This is a genomic window from Microbulbifer mixtoriginis (SeqCode), assembly GCF_052467235.1.
In genome coordinates, this window is the sequence record NZ_CP174305.1 from 2,055,162 (window position 1) to 2,070,950 (window position 15,789).

Annotated in this window: 15 protein-coding genes; 9 read left to right on the forward strand and 6 right to left on the reverse strand. The window is 43.7% G+C overall.

All coding sequences use genetic code 11. The features are described 5' to 3' along the window. The first annotated feature begins 30 nt into the window (after positions 1 to 30). The 8 genes from ACJJIO_RS09020 to ACJJIO_RS09055 all read left to right on the forward strand — a co-directional run bounded on the left by ACJJIO_RS09020 (position 31) and on the right by ACJJIO_RS09055 (position 10,252). Positions 31 to 849, forward strand: a complete 819-nt coding sequence (locus tag ACJJIO_RS09020; protein ID WP_444910794.1) for a prolyl hydroxylase family protein — start codon at positions 31 to 33, stop codon at positions 847 to 849. 228 nt (positions 850 to 1,077) lie between these two features. Next, complete coding sequence (locus ACJJIO_RS09025) at positions 1,078 to 1,710, forward strand: DUF6058 family natural product biosynthesis protein (RefSeq protein ID WP_444910795.1); 633 nt, start codon at positions 1,078 to 1,080, stop codon at positions 1,708 to 1,710. Positions 1,711 to 1,896: 186 nt separating this feature from the next. Next, positions 1,897 to 3,399: a tetratricopeptide repeat protein gene (locus ACJJIO_RS09030; protein WP_444910796.1), complete on the forward strand. Its 1,503-nt coding sequence runs from the start codon at positions 1,897 to 1,899 to the stop codon at positions 3,397 to 3,399. 1,782 nt (positions 3,400 to 5,181) lie between these two features. Further along, a complete protein-coding gene (locus tag ACJJIO_RS09035) occupies positions 5,182 to 5,523 on the forward strand; it encodes a DUF5992 family protein (RefSeq protein WP_444910797.1) in 342 nt (113 codons plus the stop codon). A 34-nt stretch (positions 5,524 to 5,557) separates the two neighbouring features. Then, on the forward strand, positions 5,558 to 6,589 hold the full coding sequence (locus ACJJIO_RS09040; RefSeq protein ID WP_444910798.1) for a hypothetical protein: 1,032 nt from the start codon (positions 5,558 to 5,560) through the stop codon (positions 6,587 to 6,589). A 1,267-nt stretch (positions 6,590 to 7,856) separates the two neighbouring features. After that, positions 7,857 to 8,363, forward strand: coding sequence for a helix-turn-helix domain-containing protein (locus ACJJIO_RS09045; RefSeq protein ID WP_444910799.1), 507 nt, complete (start codon positions 7,857 to 7,859; stop codon positions 8,361 to 8,363). Between the two features lie 490 nt (positions 8,364 to 8,853). After that, positions 8,854 to 9,195 (forward strand): DUF5992 family protein, encoded by a 342-nt coding sequence (locus ACJJIO_RS09050; RefSeq protein WP_444910800.1) that lies wholly within the window; start codon positions 8,854 to 8,856, stop codon positions 9,193 to 9,195. 34 nt (positions 9,196 to 9,229) lie between these two features. Next, on the forward strand, positions 9,230 to 10,252 hold the full coding sequence (locus ACJJIO_RS09055) for a hypothetical protein (protein ID WP_444910801.1): 1,023 nt from the start codon (positions 9,230 to 9,232) through the stop codon (positions 10,250 to 10,252). A gap of 91 nt (positions 10,253 to 10,343) precedes the next feature. Here ACJJIO_RS09055 and map read toward each other — a convergent pair whose 3' ends face one another. Then, positions 10,344 to 11,114 carry a type I methionyl aminopeptidase gene (map, locus tag ACJJIO_RS09060; RefSeq protein ID WP_444910802.1) on the reverse strand — a complete coding sequence of 257 codons (771 nt, stop codon included), beginning with the start codon at positions 11,112 to 11,114 and terminating at the stop codon, positions 10,344 to 10,346. After that, complete coding sequence (locus ACJJIO_RS09065; protein ID WP_152455728.1) at positions 11,107 to 11,313, reverse strand: ParD-like family protein; 207 nt, start codon at positions 11,311 to 11,313, stop codon at positions 11,107 to 11,109. Before ACJJIO_RS09065 ends, map begins: the two co-directional genes overlap by 8 nt. Before the next feature lie 154 nt (positions 11,314 to 11,467). On the opposite strand from ACJJIO_RS09065, the gene ACJJIO_RS09070 reads away from it, so the two are divergent. Continuing rightward, positions 11,468 to 13,171, forward strand: coding sequence for a phytoene desaturase family protein (locus tag ACJJIO_RS09070; protein ID WP_444910803.1), 1,704 nt, complete (start codon positions 11,468 to 11,470; stop codon positions 13,169 to 13,171). 74 nt (positions 13,172 to 13,245) lie between these two features. Here the strand turns inward: ACJJIO_RS09070 and ACJJIO_RS09075 are convergent, their stop codons facing one another. The 4 genes from ACJJIO_RS09075 to ACJJIO_RS09090 form a co-directional block, all read right to left on the reverse strand. Beyond that, the gene (locus ACJJIO_RS09075; protein WP_444883153.1) at positions 13,246 to 13,839 is read right to left on the reverse strand and encodes an OmpA family protein; all 594 of its coding nucleotides are present in this window, start codon (positions 13,837 to 13,839) and stop codon (positions 13,246 to 13,248) included. Between the two features lie 73 nt (positions 13,840 to 13,912). Next, a complete protein-coding gene (locus ACJJIO_RS09080) occupies positions 13,913 to 14,560 on the reverse strand; it encodes an HAD family hydrolase (protein WP_444910804.1) in 648 nt (215 codons plus the stop codon). Between the two features lie 14 nt (positions 14,561 to 14,574). Further along, positions 14,575 to 14,940 carry a hypothetical protein gene (locus ACJJIO_RS09085; protein ID WP_252083806.1) on the reverse strand — a complete coding sequence of 122 codons (366 nt, stop codon included), beginning with the start codon at positions 14,938 to 14,940 and terminating at the stop codon, positions 14,575 to 14,577. A gap of 50 nt (positions 14,941 to 14,990) precedes the next feature. Continuing rightward, positions 14,991 to 15,737: a 16S rRNA (uracil(1498)-N(3))-methyltransferase gene (locus ACJJIO_RS09090; RefSeq protein ID WP_444910805.1), complete on the reverse strand. Its 747-nt coding sequence runs from the start codon at positions 15,735 to 15,737 to the stop codon at positions 14,991 to 14,993. Between the last annotated feature and the right edge of the window lie 52 nt (positions 15,738 to 15,789).

Here is a 15,789-nt window from a genome sequence, read left to right on the forward strand (position 1 = left end):
CCGAGTGCAGATATTTTGGACGAAATCATTATGCCAAGCTCTCCAGACATTGCGATAAATCCATCAACTGAGGCCAACAGCAGCCTTGAGCAGGATTTATTTATTATCGCCAGGGAACCCGGTGCGGAGCATCCTGCTCTGCCCACCTGGGCCGCACGACTGGAAAACCCAGCCTCACTCAAAGATAGCGCCCCGTCTTTGGTTCAGCGCAGAGAGATTGCTGAGGTGCCCGGTGCTTTTCAATTACTCAATGTATTTTCCAGTGAGGAATGCCAGCGTCTCATCGATATCACTGAAAATATCGGTTATCTGCCAGATGCCGCCGTTTCTTTGCCTAGGGAGGTACGCCATAACGACAGCCTTACCTGGGTGGTAGATGAAACTACCGAACGGCTAATCTGGCAGCGGTGCAGCGCTTTTATGCAGGACCCCAATGGCTACTTTGAAGGGCGGGAGCCAGTGGGACTCAATCAGCGTTTTCGCTTTTATCGTTACGGCGAAGGTGATTACTTTCAATTTCACACCGATGGAGCCTGGCCGGGCAGCCGAATCATAGATGGCCAGTTGGTCGCTAATGGTTTTCCAGACCGTTTTAGCGAAATGACTTTTCTAGTTTTACTCAGTGAAGATTTTGACGGCGGTGCCACACGTTTTCGTGTCAATGCAGATAACCCCTACCAACAGCCCAGCCGGGACTCCATGATGGATATTGATGTAAGAACCCCCGCTGGATCCGTACTGTGTTTCCCCCATGGTATGCACCCCTTGCATAGGATCCACAGCTCAACGCCAATTACTCGTGGAATAAAATATATTATTCGTACAGATATATTATTTCTTCAGGATTGATTAACAGGGTTAACAATTTTATTTAAAAAATCTTAATAAAGCATTCAGTCGCAGGGAAGCGTCTCGAACTTAAATAACAATAAATCGCTACTTAGAGCTTCCCTAAAGTCGCTGCATATAATCTATAGCCCGACTTATATACTACGCCCTCCATCGAAGTGTTGCCGTAAGGTTTATGTCAAGCTGCACTGCCAATCCAATCGCAACGGCACATTCGGGTGTGTACTTATGGAATTAATAGAATATTTACAGAGTCACTTTTATAGTAAAGAGGAGCTGCTATCGCTAAGCGGTTTAAGGCAGGAAGAATTTGTAAACTACCAGAATGCCCTTGTTATGCCTAAAGCTTCCTACACGCTGGTACTGGGCCTGCAATGCCATTCATTCTTCGGCACCCATAATGAATCCCATAACCAGGAGTTCTACGCCAAAGGTTATGTATCCTGGTTAAAAGACCTTCGGCTACAAAATAATCCAAAACAGATTTTTGATTTATTTAAAACAAGATACACGGATACAATCTATCAGTTAAACTCTATTGGCCATAGCTGTTCTGACATAAAAATGAACAAGGGGCTTACCACACATATTGAAAGCGAATGGAAACACTTTATTGATGGTACTTATGGGCTATGTACTAAAAGCGGACTCCCCGAAGATATAGCACGTAAAGAGCTGGCCTCTCTAGTGATCAAGGAGTTAACAAAAGAGGGCAATCTCAGCAGAATAGGCCTACAAAAATTACAGAGGGCTGTTGACCTGCTAGAGAGCGCCAGCAGCCTTTTCGCACCCCATGAGCGGCACAAGAGTTCGAGGCAAATACTGATTCATGATATTCGTCAACAATTTAATCTCAGATAAAGACACTATAAAAGCCAACGTCACAAACTGAGAAACATATTGTCGCCATAGGCCAAGGAAAGCAGGGTGGACAACACCTATACCAAATGGCCATATGATTTGGCATGTACTAAACGTATATGCCTCTATAAAATCCCGCCCCTTTAATTGGCTCAAGCCTCTCCGCACTTTTATTAGAGATATTCCATGAAAAGCAGAGTTTACTGCCTTATATCCTTTCTATTGCTATCCGTCTTAACGGTATCAGCCTACGCCAGAGATTGGCGGGAATATAAAAGCACTAACTTTACCGTCTACTCCGATGTTTCACCGAAAAAAGCTGAGGCCTTATTGCGCGAGCTGGAAAAATTTCGCAGCGCCTCACTTATGGTAACAGGCATGGAAGATCGTCCTGAAAACTCTAGGCTTAGGGTCTATCACTTTAATAAGTCTAGAGAATTTGAAAAATTCTCCGGAAAAAGAAGTATCGCAGGCTTCTACATCAATACCATCGATGGCCCCTTAATTTTTTCCCAGGAAAACAAACGTGGCATATTGAACGGCCAAGCAATCATGTTTCATGAATATGTTCACCATCTTATGCGTGAGCGCGGTTCCATGCGTTACCCCAGGTGGTATTCAGAAGGCTTCGCAGAGTTACTAGCCAGAGCGACTATTGATCAGGATTCCATCACCATCGGCAACTTCCCTGAGTGGAGAGCTTACGATTTGGAAGAGGGTCCCTTGAAAGCCAGGGAAATTCTTCAGCCGGATTACAGTAGAAAGGGTTGGAAACATAGCAGTCAGTATTACGCCAGTGCATGGTTATTATTACACTATTTATTTTTCAGCGAAGATGCCAGAGAAAATGCATACCATGAAAAAACCAAAAATTACCTAGCGGATATCAATAATGGAGGAGATCCACTAGATCTCTTTACACAACATTATGATATCCGAGAGGAAGATTTAGATATCGCATTAACTCGCTACCTAAAAGAACGGCGTCTGTCGGGCTACAAGGTTAATCTAACCAAAAACGTCTTTAAAATCGAAAAGCGCAAACTGAACCATAATGAAAAATCCCTATTATTGGCGGAGCGAGCGGTTGACCTTGAAAGATATGATCAGGCGTTAAGCTATCTGAATAAAGTAAAAAAAGATGCTGCCAAGTTACCAGGAGTTATCGCTCTGAAAGCGAATCTATTAATGCACAATCAGCAGGAGGCTGCGGCACAGGCTTTACTTCAGGAATTATCAGAAATATCTGATTTGAATCATACAGCGGCAACGAATCTATCTGTTTACCATTTATATAGCTTACATAATACGCTTGAATCCCGGCAATGGGATGAGGGGAGCTATACCAAAACGGTGCATTATGCAGATATGGCTATAGCGCTAAATCCGGCTTCCCTATCGGCTTACCAGTACAAATGGATGGCTCAGCAGTACAAAGGCGAAAGTGTTGCCGCACTGAAAACCATGATGGCGGCCTATCAGAAGAATCCAAATAGTATTGAAATAAATAGCGCTATTGGCTTTCACCTCGCAAAACTTAAAAAGCCAAAGCTTGCAAAACCATTTTTGGAGAGAACTCTGGCCTGGTCCCACAATCACAAGGTTCGGTCACGCGCTAAAAAATTGCTCGATTGGGTAGCAAAGGAAACCTCCACTGACAGTGGAGTAAGTTCAGGACAGGTATCCTGAATACACGCTAGATCAGGCTATAGGCACGTAGGGAATTATTCTTTACGTGCAATAAGAATTTATTTTTCTGGCAACAGTTCCAGATCTACTAAAAATTCACTTATAAAAATATAAATTAGTATATTTTTAGTGTTAATTTCCTATTGAAAATGCCTGGCACTCCTATCTCTCTCGCCAATTTATACATTTAAAGTTGTAAATATTACACGGAGTCTTGAATAAGTTTCATAACTTGAAGTCTGTTATTCTTACGGTCTCATGGAATGATGAGAGTAGTAAGTGTGAGCAGATTTAAGTCAGGATTAACTGATTCACAGTGGAAATTGATTGAGCCTCGTCTTCCCCAGCTCATACCTGGAAAAGGTAATCAAAATCCATTGATAATTTTGCTTGTTTTCAAGGGTATATTCTAGATTTTACATACTAAAGCACGATGGAAGGACTTCCCTTCATCTTACCCCAAAACGAGCACTTGCAGGAGCAGGCTACAGTTTTGAAAAGATCAAGGCTGATTAGTTATAGACTTGGCAAAATTTTCATAATAGCTCAATCATAGATCTCAGCTTAACTGAGAAGAACTCTTTTTGTATATCAGCTTTGCTTCAATAAGAAAAGGGAGGCTGAAGTCAGAAAAACTAAGTGGGTGGTGATGCTCAAGGGCAAAAACATTCCATTAGGGGTACCGTAAATTCGGCATCATCTGCAGAAGTAAGACTATGTCACACACTACTAGATATTACCTGTATAAAATAAAATTCGATGCCTTATATACGACAAGTCTATAGATTCGGCCCCGTTCAATACAGCTTGATCCGTCGTAAAATTAACCAGATTTGATCTCACCGTAGTACAGAAAAAAGCCCTCGAAAGAAGATGACAGAAGGCTTAAAAGGTATATGAGGCGTATGGCGAGGAAGCTACCATCGCTTAGCTGGTGGTTAGGGTTACTATTTCTCTTCTTACAAAGACTTTCCCTATACTACCTGTATATTGAATGTTAAAAATATTATGAAATAACTTCTATTCAGAGCCTAAGTACTCATAAATCACCTTTAAAGGCGATATTATAAGACTTATATTTTATGAAAATATACAACTTATGAAAATCATTAAAGCTTCATAAATATAATTAATAGCTCTACTGAAAAATTTTGATCCAATTAATAGACAATCAATTTAAAATGAAATTTCTAAGATCTGGGATCTCCTGAATAAATATTACAAGCATCATAACTTTCTATCACTACAGCTTTCTGTGCAGTATAGGCAACTAAGACAGCAATTAAATATATTTGTCCCTGTTCAGTGGTAGCTAAAAGAGTAGTGAAAACTATTACTTGAATCATAATCACTGGCAACCTGCCTAGTTGGAGCTCCATCATCTCTATAAATACTCTGCCTTGGTATTGAGGCCCCATATGCAGTGACTTAATTTTCCCAGTGAAAACCTTGTCAGCATTCGTAACTGCTGACAAAAAAGATAATCATCAAATAAGTGCAGCCCTCAAAAATGCCCACTCCTGTCACTATTGTTCAAAATATTTTATAGTCACTTAATTAATGTTAGAAATCAATGCTTACAGCTAAAATTAAGCATAATATTTATAGCACGAAGGTCCCACCTATAGCTAACTTTCCACCTTTAATGAATATATTTATCATGCAATTCCAGCATCCACAAAAGGAGCCCATTAAATAATTAATTTAGAAAAATTAACACATTGACTGTAGATAATACTCTTGAGAGAATTCATAGGAAAGAAAATCATTAAGAGCTATTTAATGAAAAAGATCATTACCGCCGCACTTTCATTTCTCTGCTTAAGCGCATCATTTAATGCTTTCGCTGTAGGTGGTTTTATTGTTGAAAATGCCCAAGTCGTCAAAGTAAGTTCTACCTCAAATAAACAGGATGCTTTTTTGATTTGGTATACGGGTGGATCAAATGATCACTGCAATGGAAAGGTCAAGGTTCAACTCAATCAGTCAGGAACAGAGGGTACCTTCCAGAGATCATTTACTTTAGCAACCACTGCTCTCGTTTCTGAGAAAAAAGTGAGCATTTATAGTTATACGGATAGTAATGATTGCCTATCTGCAGCCTCCATTGACCTACGAAAATAATAATACTCACAAGCATTAACAAAGAGGGATATTTATGTTTGATAAACTTAAAAGTACTTGTTTTTTTTCAATTTTGACATTAATGAGCTCTAACGGTCTTTTTGCTCAGGAAATTCCTGCAACAAAGGCAGCCGATCTTAAAGACCCATTGATGGTGATACTACATGGTGAGGTTAACACTCCCTTGGTGGTTCCACCCGGAAATGTAGTACCTAATCATATTAAAGAATTTGGCTTTTATCATTCGGGCTGGTTTTCAACTGATAAAATTGTTGACAGCGCACCATTTTCTACTTTTGTCAACTTAGTGATTGATAGAAATTTAACCGAGAATTTAGAGGCCGCCAAAAAAAATGGGGTCAAGGTTTGGATTGAGTTATTCCCAACCTTTTTTAGCCGCAAAGTAAAGAGAGATGATTTTTATGAGCGATGGCAAGTAGTCAAAGCACAACTAAAACCTTATGAAGATATTATTTATGCGCTTGATCCTCTTGATGAGCCATTTCACAAAACTCCTATGAGTGACTATGAAATGGCAGATTATCTAAATGATATAGGCTATCTGCTCGAATCGGATTTTCCTAATGCTAAGAGAGCAATAACTCTTACCAAGGACTCTGTAGGCAAATTTAAGAAGTCAGGTAAAGACGCCCCATATGATCCAAATAAATGTCGTTTCGCTGGAGTAATGGGAAAAATCTGTGAAGGATATTTACCAGGTAGTTATAATTTATTCGGAGCGGATTATTATGCGCATGTCGACTTTCAGGAGGATGTTGTAAATGATCTTATGTATATCACACGCAATCACTTAGCCGATTATTATATTATTCCTAAGGCCTTTAAATCTACTAACTATACCAATATGACAGAGGAACAACTAGTCAATCGGGCTAGACAAGCCTATGACTTTGCCACCCAAAATGAAGGAATAGTTGCCATCTACCCCTTCGTTTGGGTTTCTTTTGAAGATAGTAAGCATTCTTATGTAGGCACAGAGGATTTACCAACACTAAGAAAGGAATATGAGCGTATTGGTAAAGCCATCAAGTTGTTCCGAGAATAAAATAAATTTCAAATAACTTTTCCTTGTCAGCTAACCTAATTTCGGCTGACAAGGGATTCATAGGTTATAAATTTGCTTTTAGGTCACTATAGGTAACCAAGTGAGCATCAAACAAACTCATTGAGCTTTAATCCGAAAAATATAGTGCTAAATCAGCCCTTAAAATTCTCAGCAGAATTTTTTAATTTATTTCTACTTTGGAAAAAGATTATTTGTTTTTAAAAATTAATGTCGTACTTAGTAAGTTCTAAATATATTTTTCAATGCGAAACCGAATATACTACAATCAACGCTCAAATATATATAATTAAGGAGATCTATATTTTAATCAAATCGGGAATACTTGTGTACTAAAGTGGCCAACAAAGTAATGAAAACACACTTTAATACACCAAGTTTCTTTCAAAGTGTTAAAAATGAAACTTTCTGGTTCCGCTAACTTTCTTTCATACGAAGATGATATAGTCCTTTAGACCAAATTTCTCCCCATGATTGTGTACAAGAAGAGAACTGCTCCTCATGGAACCAAAGTGTCACACTTTTTCCAGTTGCATGTGCGGTAGTTAAGAGGGAGAATACTGCTTTACAAGAATCTTGCTTAAAATCTTTCACATCTTCAGTAATTCTGCAGATTCCGACACTGTGGAAATTGGTACCTATAGTACTATCTTTTATACTTGCGAAAATGCTTCCGTTTGCTGCAACTTCGACTGTGGTTACCTTACCAGTGCAATCTGGATTAGCGGAGTAAACGCTTCCTGAGGCAAAAAAAACCCCAACAAAATGGATTTTCCGATATTCAAGGTATGTTTTCTTGAAAATTTTTTCATATCTTATCCTGCTTCGTTCACAATATCCTTGCCGTGTACCCTTTGTATTTTATTTATAATTCTCTCTATGTTCAACAGGTCTTTAACAGTCAATAAAATCATTCAGCCTACTTATCCTAAAACCCTATTACCTTCAAATCTGAGTCTTGGAGGGCAATGATAACGGATGGAAAGTTTATTGAGTGTAAGTCGCTTTCTATTTCTAAGATTTTGATACATAACCTAAATCACTAAATCCTTTCCATCTGGGCCCCATAGCTATTTCGGCTTCTTCTTTCTACTTAGCTATAAAAACCACAATTCTAAGCTATAATATCCCTATAAAAATTGATAATTGAAAAATAGATAAAGCTTGGTTTCGGATAATAAGTGCAATTGGGAAGGGAGTGCTCAGCTAGTATAGTCGGTATCTCACCCAACCGGGAGATAAGGTACTGATGAGCTACTACCAACTGAGTGAGAAGGAACGATATCAGATTTACAGTCTGAGAAAATCCGTACACTCTCAAAAAGTAATCACAAAATTCTTGGAGAGACATCTCTGGACGATCAATCGAGAGCTACAACGCAATATTGGTTTGCAAGAATATCGCCCAAGGCATACAAATAAGCATGCGGATCTAAGGCGCTGCCATGCGTATAAGGTACAGAGAGTGGCTGATGGCCTGCGGCTAATTCGGAAAGAGTTAAGTCCTCAGCAGACAGCCGGCTATTTAAAGAGACATACGAGCGTATCGTTACATCACGAGACGATCTACCAGATGATTTCTTTAGATCAGATTAATGTTGAAGACCTATACAAGCATCTTAGGATTGCATCAAAACCCTATCGCAAACGCTGCGGTAAGTATGTTCGGCGCGGAAGGATCAGAAACAGAGAGAGCATAGATAATCGGCCAGCGGTTGTTGATAAAATGAAAAGGATACCGACTTTAATAAAGTAACAGTCGAGCAGGTTCAATTTGTAAAGGATTGCCTGAATAGTAGACCCAGAACGAGCTGGGGCGGCAGGTCACCGAGCGAGTTATTTAATGGGTTGCAAGATGATCTGCGTAGCATAAGGAATTACGGTTATTACTTGAAATCAAGGCTTATATTTGATGAGAGAAGAGTAACTTATAAGACCATTAAAGTTTCACAAATACAATTAATAGCTCCACTACCGCTCACTCCTGCCACTATTATTCAAAAGATTTTATCTTTGCTTAATTGATGCTAGAAATCAACGCTTACAGCTAGAATTAAGCATAATATTTATAGTACGAAGGTCCCATCTATTGCAAGCCTTCCGCTTTTAATGGATATATTTTTTATGCAGCTTCGGCATTCTCAAAAGGAGCCAACTAAATAATTAATTTAGAAAAATTAACACGTTGACTGTAGATAATACTCTTGAGAGAATTCATAGGGAAGAAAATCAGTAAGAGCTATTTTATGAAAAAGATCATCACCGCCGCGCTTTCATTTCTCTGCTTAAGTGCTTCATTTAATTCTTTCGCTGCAGGTGGCTTTATTGTTGAAAATGCCCAAGTCGTCAAAGTAAGTTCTACCTCAAATAAACAGGATGCTTTTTGGATTTGGTATACAGGTGGATCAAATGATCACTGCAATGGAAAGGTCAAGGTTCAACTCAATCAGTCAGGAACAGAGGGTACCTTTCAGAGATCATTTACTTTAGCAACCACTGCTCTAGTTTCTGAGAAAAAAGTGAACATCTATAGTTATACGGATATCAATGATTGCCTATCTGCAGCCTCCATTGACCTACGAAAATAATAATACTCACAAGCATTAACAAAGAGGGATTTTTATGTTTGATAAAATTAAAAGCACTTGTTTTTTTTCAATTTTGACCTTAATGAGCTCTAGCGGTCTTTTTGCTCAGGAAATTCCTGCAACAAAGGCAGCCGATCTTAAAGACCCATTGATGGTGATACTACATGGCGAGGTTAACACTCCCTTGATAGTTCCACCCGGAAATGTAGTGCCCAATCATATTAAAGAGTTTGGCTTTTATCATTCGGGCTGGAATAAAGATAATATTCCTGAAGTAGCAAAATTTTCTACTTTTACTACTGTAATTTTTAATGGGAATATTACTGAGCAGTTAAGAATCGCAAAGAATAATGGTGTTAAAGTTTGGGTTGAGTTAGGTCCTATTTTCTTCAATGGAGACAAAAAGAAAAGAGCTGATTTTTATGAGCGGTGGCAAGTGGTCAAAGCACAGATGAAGCCTTATGAAGATATTATTTATGCACTAGACCCTATTGATGAACCGTTTCTTTGGGCAGATATGTCTGACTATGAAATAGCGGACTACCTAAATGATATTGGCTACTTATTGGAATCAGACTTTCCAAATGCCAAAAGGGCAATAACTCTAAACAAACAATCTGTAGGTAAATTTAAAAAAAGCGGCAAAGACTACCCGTATGATCCACGTGAATGTACATTTAGAGGGATTTGTAAAGGATATATACCAGATAGTTATAACTTATTCGGAGCAGACTATTACGAACATATCGACTTCCAGGAGGATGTTGTTAATGATCTTATGCATATCACACGAAATCACTTAGCAGACTATTATATTATCCCAAAAGCCTTTGAATCTAAAACTCACTATACTAGCATGACCGAGGAACAACTAATCAATCGTGCCAGACAAGCCTATGACTTTGCCACCCAAAATGAAAAAATAATCGCGATTTATCCTTTCATGTGGGCTTCTTTTGAGCAAGGTGGACATGTTTATAGAGGAACGGAAGATTTACTAGATCTCAGAAAGGAATATGAGCGTATAGGTAAAGCCATCAAGCTGTTCCGTAATTAAATTGCAATAAGATTTAACAATATTATCAGCCAATATTTAAGTTGGCTGATAATGTTTTTCTTGCAAAATAGATATATATTATTTATCGATTTTATCTTTCCTCTTCCCGCAAAGTCAGCACTTCATATCCATCCGCCGTAACCAGTACTGTGTGTTCCCACTGCGCGGAGAGCCTGCCATCTTTGGTCACCACGGTCCAACCGTCTTTTTTGAGTTTGGTTTTGCGATTACCCTGATTAATCATGGGCTCAATCGTAAATGTCATTCCCTCGCGTAAAACAGCTCCGCTGCCCGCTCGGCCAAAGTGCATTACCTGAGGTTCTTCATGCATTTCACGGCCAATACCATGGCCACAGTATTCACGCACCACACTGAACCCGCGCTTTTCAACATACTGTTGAATCGTATGGCCCACATCACCAAAAGTCGCGCCGGGCTTTACGGTGTGAATACCGGCCCACATGGCATCGTAGCAACACTGCACCAGTTTTTTGGCAATGGGAGTCACATTACCGATCATATACATCTTGCTGGAATCGGCGATATAACCGGACTTTTCCAGGGTTATATCCACGTTGACGATATCGCCATCGCGCAACGCCTGTCCCTCCCGAGGCATGCCGTGGCAAACCACCTCATTAATCGAAGTATTGAGAGAGTAGGGATAGTCGTATTGCCCTTTGCTGGCCGGGCGCGCCTGCAACTCCCGGGTAATAAACGTTTCCACCCGGTCGTTAATTTCCATGGTAGTAATACCCGGCTTCACAATACCATCGAGCATGACGAACACCCGGCTCAATAATTCACCGGAGTTACGCATCAACGCCTGTTCCCTGGCGGTCTTTATTTTTATGTTATTCACGAGTGAGCTCTTCCAGAGTAAATGATTCGGTGCGCAGTAGTTTCTTGCACAACTGGCTGTAACTGAGCTCTGGATTCAGCTCGGCCAACATGCCGATCTTTATCCAATACTCGGCCTGGGCGTTAATAGAACGCGCCAATGTTGTACTCGCTTTACGGATTTCATCATGTAATTCATCCGAGATCTTAACGATACCCATTTTATACACCGCATATATTATTCATATACAAAGTGTATATTTCTTTTCATGAGAAGTACAAGCCGACCAGCAAGATCAAAAATATGCAACTTGTTGCATAGTCAATATTTGAACGATATGGTTGAGAGATAAAAACAATAGTGATGAGGCCACCATGTCCGAAACCACCGAGAAGAAACGCAGTGCCCCCAAGCCGAGCCGCCTGCGTATTGGCCAGCGTTACCGTGCCAGTCGCTTGAACGGCCCCTACGATGCCCTGGTAATCGGCTCTGGAATCGGCGGCCTGACTACTGCGGCTATGCTGAGTGCCACCGGTAAGAAGGTACTGGTCCTGGAACAGCACTACACCGCCGGCGGCTATACCCATGCCTACGACCGCAATGGCTACGAGTGGGATGTCGGCGTGCACTACATTGGCGATGTGGGCGAGCACCCGACCATGACAGGCAGGATTTTCGACTTTATCAGCGGGGGTAAGTTGCATTGGGCGCCGATGGACGACACCTACGATCGCATTTGTATCGGCGAAGAGCAGTTTGATCTGCGCGCCGGTCGCCAAACGTTTATCGATGAACTGGTTAAACATTTTCCCGACGAGCGGGAAAATATCGAGCGCTATCTGGGCCGCCTCAACGAGGTGGCCAAATCCATGCAACGCATTGCGATGGAGAAACTGTTTCCCGGCTGGTGCGGCCCACTCCTGCGGCTTTGGCGTAAACTGCGCGACCCCTCCTGGCTGAACAAAACCACCCGCGAAGTGTTGGCTGAAATCACCAACAACGAGAAACTGATCTCCGTACTCACTGGTCAGTGGGGCGACAACGGCATGGCGCCGGCACAGAGCAGTTTTATTATTCACGCCCTGATTGCCAAACATTATTTGTATGGGGGTTACTACCCCGTGGGCGGTGCCAGCAAGATTTCCGAGACCATTATTCCGCAAATTCAGGCCAGTGGCGGCGATGTATTTACCTATGCCAAGGTGGAAACCATTCTGTTAGATGGCAATAAGGTTCGCGGCCTACGCATGAGCGATGGTACCGAAATTGAGGCGCCCGTGGTGATTTCCGGAGCGGGAGTATTCAATACTTTCGAAAAATTACTGCCCCAGAGTGCCAGTGAGCACCTCGGTTACCTGCGCGACCTGAAAACCGTCACTCCATCTATGTCTCACCTGTGCCTGTATATCGGCCTGGAAAAGACCGCCGAAGAACTACAACTACCGAAAACCAATTACTGGCTCTATACCAGTGAGAACTACGAGGAGGATATGCAGGCATTCCTGCAGGATAGCGACAAAGATATTCCGCTAGCCTATATCTCTTTCCCCTCGGCCAAGGACCCCACCTTTACCCAGCGCTATCCTGGACGCGCCACTATCGAAATCGTTGCACCAGCCAATTACGATTGGTTCGCTCAGTGGCATGACAAACCCTGGGGCAAGCGCGGTGATGACTATGAAGCCCTGAAAGAGGCCTTCAGCCAGCGCTTATTGGAGCACCTTTACAAGCATTTCCCCCATCTGCGCGGGCAAATCGATTACTACGAGTTATCCACACCGCTGTCGACAGATTATTTCTGCTTCTATCCACGCGGTGAAATTTATGGCCTCGACCACGATCCCAAACGTTTTGAACAGCGTTGGCTGAGACCAAAGACTCGACTCAATGGACTCTATCTCACCGGCCAGGATGTGATGAGTTGCGGTGTCGCCGGGGCAATGATCTCGGGAGTATTAACCGCTCAAAGTATTCTCGGTTTGCGCCAGGGGGCGAAGTTGATGCGCCAGGTTATTAGTGGGCAGCCTTTTCAAACACCGGCAAATAATGGTGAGGCGCTAGGCAAAGCATCCACCTGATTTGTCGGTAATAACGCTTATTCGGCAACTGCGATAATAAAAACCCGGCGATCAATGCCGGGTTTTTATTTAATTTATGGGCTCGGAGATGTATTTAATCGCGGCAATCTGCTCGGCATTCGGTCGAAGTTCAAGACGCGGATAACCAGGCGTCGATTTTCCCTTTGCCCTGCCTTGCTCTCATTATCAGCGATAGGATCTGTATCGCCATAGCCCTGTGCACGCATACGGTCGCCATCAATACCGCGCTCTATCAAAAAATTGCGTACCCAATCTGCGCGCCACTGAGAGAGGTGCAGGTTTTTCTTTGGGTCACCGTCATTATCCGTGTGCCCCTCAATCGTAATACGCATCTCGGGGAAATCGCGCATGATCACCAATAGCGCCTCCAGATCGGCGATGCTATCCATACGCGGGGCAAAGCCACCGGGGTCAAACTCCAGGCGCAATCTAAAAGTATCCCCATCTTTACGGGAATTTCCGCGTAAAAAGCGCACTAAATCATCGGCAAAGGGAGCCGCCTGCCGCGCCTCTTTCTCACTGTCTCCGGACTGCACCGCAGACTGAGGCTCAAGGGCATATTTTCTATTGGGATCGGGGGTGGGGCAGCCGGCAAGTAATAGCACCAGCAGGGCGAGATAGCAGACGAATAAAGGCTTGCCCGCCATAGACAAAACTTCCGGTTTGCAGACGTCAAATTCAGTGTAGAACAAGCTGCCGGCGGCAGGAGATATCTAGCCGTTAGAGGAAATTCAACACCGACATCATATCGCTAACTACCCGGGCACCGCGCTGCTCCAGCTGTGGCGTTCTCTGCTTATGGGTACTGTAACCGACTACCCGCATGCCAGCGGCTACCGCAGCTTCCACGCCAGCGTTAGAATCCTCCACGACCAGACAACGCCCCGGCTCCACCCCCATACTGGTGGCCGCATGCAGGAACAGCTCCGGCCAGGGTTTACCGCGGGAAACATCCTCAGCACTGTAGATCCTGCCGTCGAAGTAGTCGTAGAGACCGGTTTTATTTAGGGTGAGATGCATTTTCTGGTGAGAGCCCGATGAGGCCACGCAACTGCGCATGCCGATCTGCTGTAAGTGATCGAGCAAGCCCTCAATACCGACTACGGGCTCCAACTCGGCGTGGAATGCTTCTCGAATACGGCGCTCGGTATTGCCAAAATAATTGTCTGGCAGGGGGCCGCCGAAACGCTTCTCGATTTCCAGTAGGCAATCCCTGGCGGGCCGGCCGCTGAATTGCTCATCCAGCTCCTCCGCAGTGGTGGCCATACCCAACTTATTCATTTCTTCGGCGAGTATGCGGCAGACGATACTCTCGCTATCCACCAACACACCATCGCAATCAAAAATGATCAAATCTATGGAAGACATGGGACCCCGTAAAATCAGCGCGCTGAAAGCAGCATAATACCGATAACCACACCGAGTATGCCGCTGATACGCAGGAAGTTTTCATTGCCCTGGGAGATTTTGATGGCCAGCGCCTTGCCGCGCTCAAAACCCATTTGCAGCATATAGGCGCCACTCAGCAGCACCAATACGCCCAGGGCGTTGAAGAGGATATACCAGTGGCGCGTGTCAGCGATCAACAGCAGGAAGAGACCGATAAAGATGCGCAGCCAGGCGGAAAAGAAATAGCCCGTTTCGCTGAGTCGCTCACTGATGGTTTGCGCCAACTTGGGCTTGGCAATAACCGCCAGCGACAACAAGACAATCGCGATACCCAATAACCCTACAATCACTCGAATCATAGTTTCCCTTCCTGGTTTTCATCCTATCCAATTTTGGCTTGCGTCGGCTCCTACAGATCACCCCATTGGAACTGTAATACAGACAGTGCAGCGATAGGCGCGGTTTCGGTGCGCATAACCCTCGGTCCCAAGCGCAGTGGCATAAAGCCGTGGCCCAAGGCCAGATCAATCTCCGCCTGGGACAATCCACCCTCTGGCCCCACCATCAACAGGGCCGAATCCGGCTTGCCATTGTCCGCTTCCCAGCGGCGCAGATCCAGCTCGGTGCGGTGGTGTAATACCAGCTTGGTTTGCGGTGCACTCTGTTGTGCTGAGGTCTGCAGATAGTGCGGTAGTTTTACCGGCTCGGCAATTTCCGGCAACAGATTGCGCTCACACTGTTCACAGGCACTGATGGTAATCTGGCGCCAGTGGCCGAGTTTTTTTTGCAGGCGCTCACCGGATAGTTTGACCTCGCAGCGCTCGCTGAACAGCGGCTGGATAGCCGCCACCCCCAACTCGGTAGCCTTCTGTATCACCCAGTCGAATCGGTCACCGCGGGAGATGCCAATTGCCAGGGTTAACGCCAGTGGCGACTGGCGATTGTCTTCGCGAAACGCACCAACCCCCACTTGTGCACGCTTACCCGTTGCCAGCAACTCTGCACTGTACTCGCCGCCCAAACCGTCGAAAAGAGTCATCGGGTGGCCGGCGCCGAGGCGCAGGACTTTTACCAGGTGCCGGGAAGCGCCCTCATCCAACTCGATTTGCGAAACACCGGCCAGGGCCTGCTGGGAGAAGATACGCGGAATGCGCATGGGTAAAGATCCTGTAAAGCACTATAAAAAAGCCGACGGAGATGTCGGCATT

Excerpts from the sequence above, each read along its gene's own strand:
- ACJJIO_RS09055 (WP_444910801.1), top strand. The coding sequence starts at position 9,230 with ATGTTTGATAAAATTAAAAGCACTTGTTTTTTTTCAATTTTGACCTTA.
- ACJJIO_RS09065 (WP_152455728.1), bottom strand. The coding sequence starts at position 11,313 with ATGGGTATCGTTAAGATCTCGGATGAATTACATGATGAAATCCGTAAA.
- ACJJIO_RS09030 (WP_444910796.1), top strand. The coding sequence starts at position 1,897 with ATGAAAAGCAGAGTTTACTGCCTTATATCCTTTCTATTGCTATCCGTC.
- ACJJIO_RS09085 (WP_252083806.1), bottom strand. The coding sequence starts at position 14,940 with ATGATTCGAGTGATTGTAGGGTTATTGGGTATCGCGATTGTCTTGTTG.
- ACJJIO_RS09040 (WP_444910798.1), top strand. The coding sequence starts at position 5,558 with ATGTTTGATAAACTTAAAAGTACTTGTTTTTTTTCAATTTTGACATTA.
- ACJJIO_RS09035 (WP_444910797.1), top strand. The coding sequence starts at position 5,182 with ATGAAAAAGATCATTACCGCCGCACTTTCATTTCTCTGCTTAAGCGCA.
- ACJJIO_RS09045 (WP_444910799.1), top strand. The coding sequence starts at position 7,857 with ATGAGCTACTACCAACTGAGTGAGAAGGAACGATATCAGATTTACAGT.
- ACJJIO_RS09075 (WP_444883153.1), bottom strand. The coding sequence starts at position 13,839 with ATGGCGGGCAAGCCTTTATTCGTCTGCTATCTCGCCCTGCTGGTGCTA.
- ACJJIO_RS09050 (WP_444910800.1), top strand. The coding sequence starts at position 8,854 with ATGAAAAAGATCATCACCGCCGCGCTTTCATTTCTCTGCTTAAGTGCT.
- ACJJIO_RS09090 (WP_444910805.1), bottom strand. The coding sequence starts at position 15,737 with ATGCGCATTCCGCGTATCTTCTCCCAGCAGGCCCTGGCCGGTGTTTCG.
- ACJJIO_RS09025 (WP_444910795.1), top strand. The coding sequence starts at position 1,078 with ATGGAATTAATAGAATATTTACAGAGTCACTTTTATAGTAAAGAGGAG.
- ACJJIO_RS09070 (WP_444910803.1), top strand. The coding sequence starts at position 11,468 with ATGTCCGAAACCACCGAGAAGAAACGCAGTGCCCCCAAGCCGAGCCGC.
- ACJJIO_RS09020 (WP_444910794.1), top strand. The coding sequence starts at position 31 with ATGCCAAGCTCTCCAGACATTGCGATAAATCCATCAACTGAGGCCAAC.
- ACJJIO_RS09080 (WP_444910804.1), bottom strand. The coding sequence starts at position 14,560 with ATGTCTTCCATAGATTTGATCATTTTTGATTGCGATGGTGTGTTGGTG.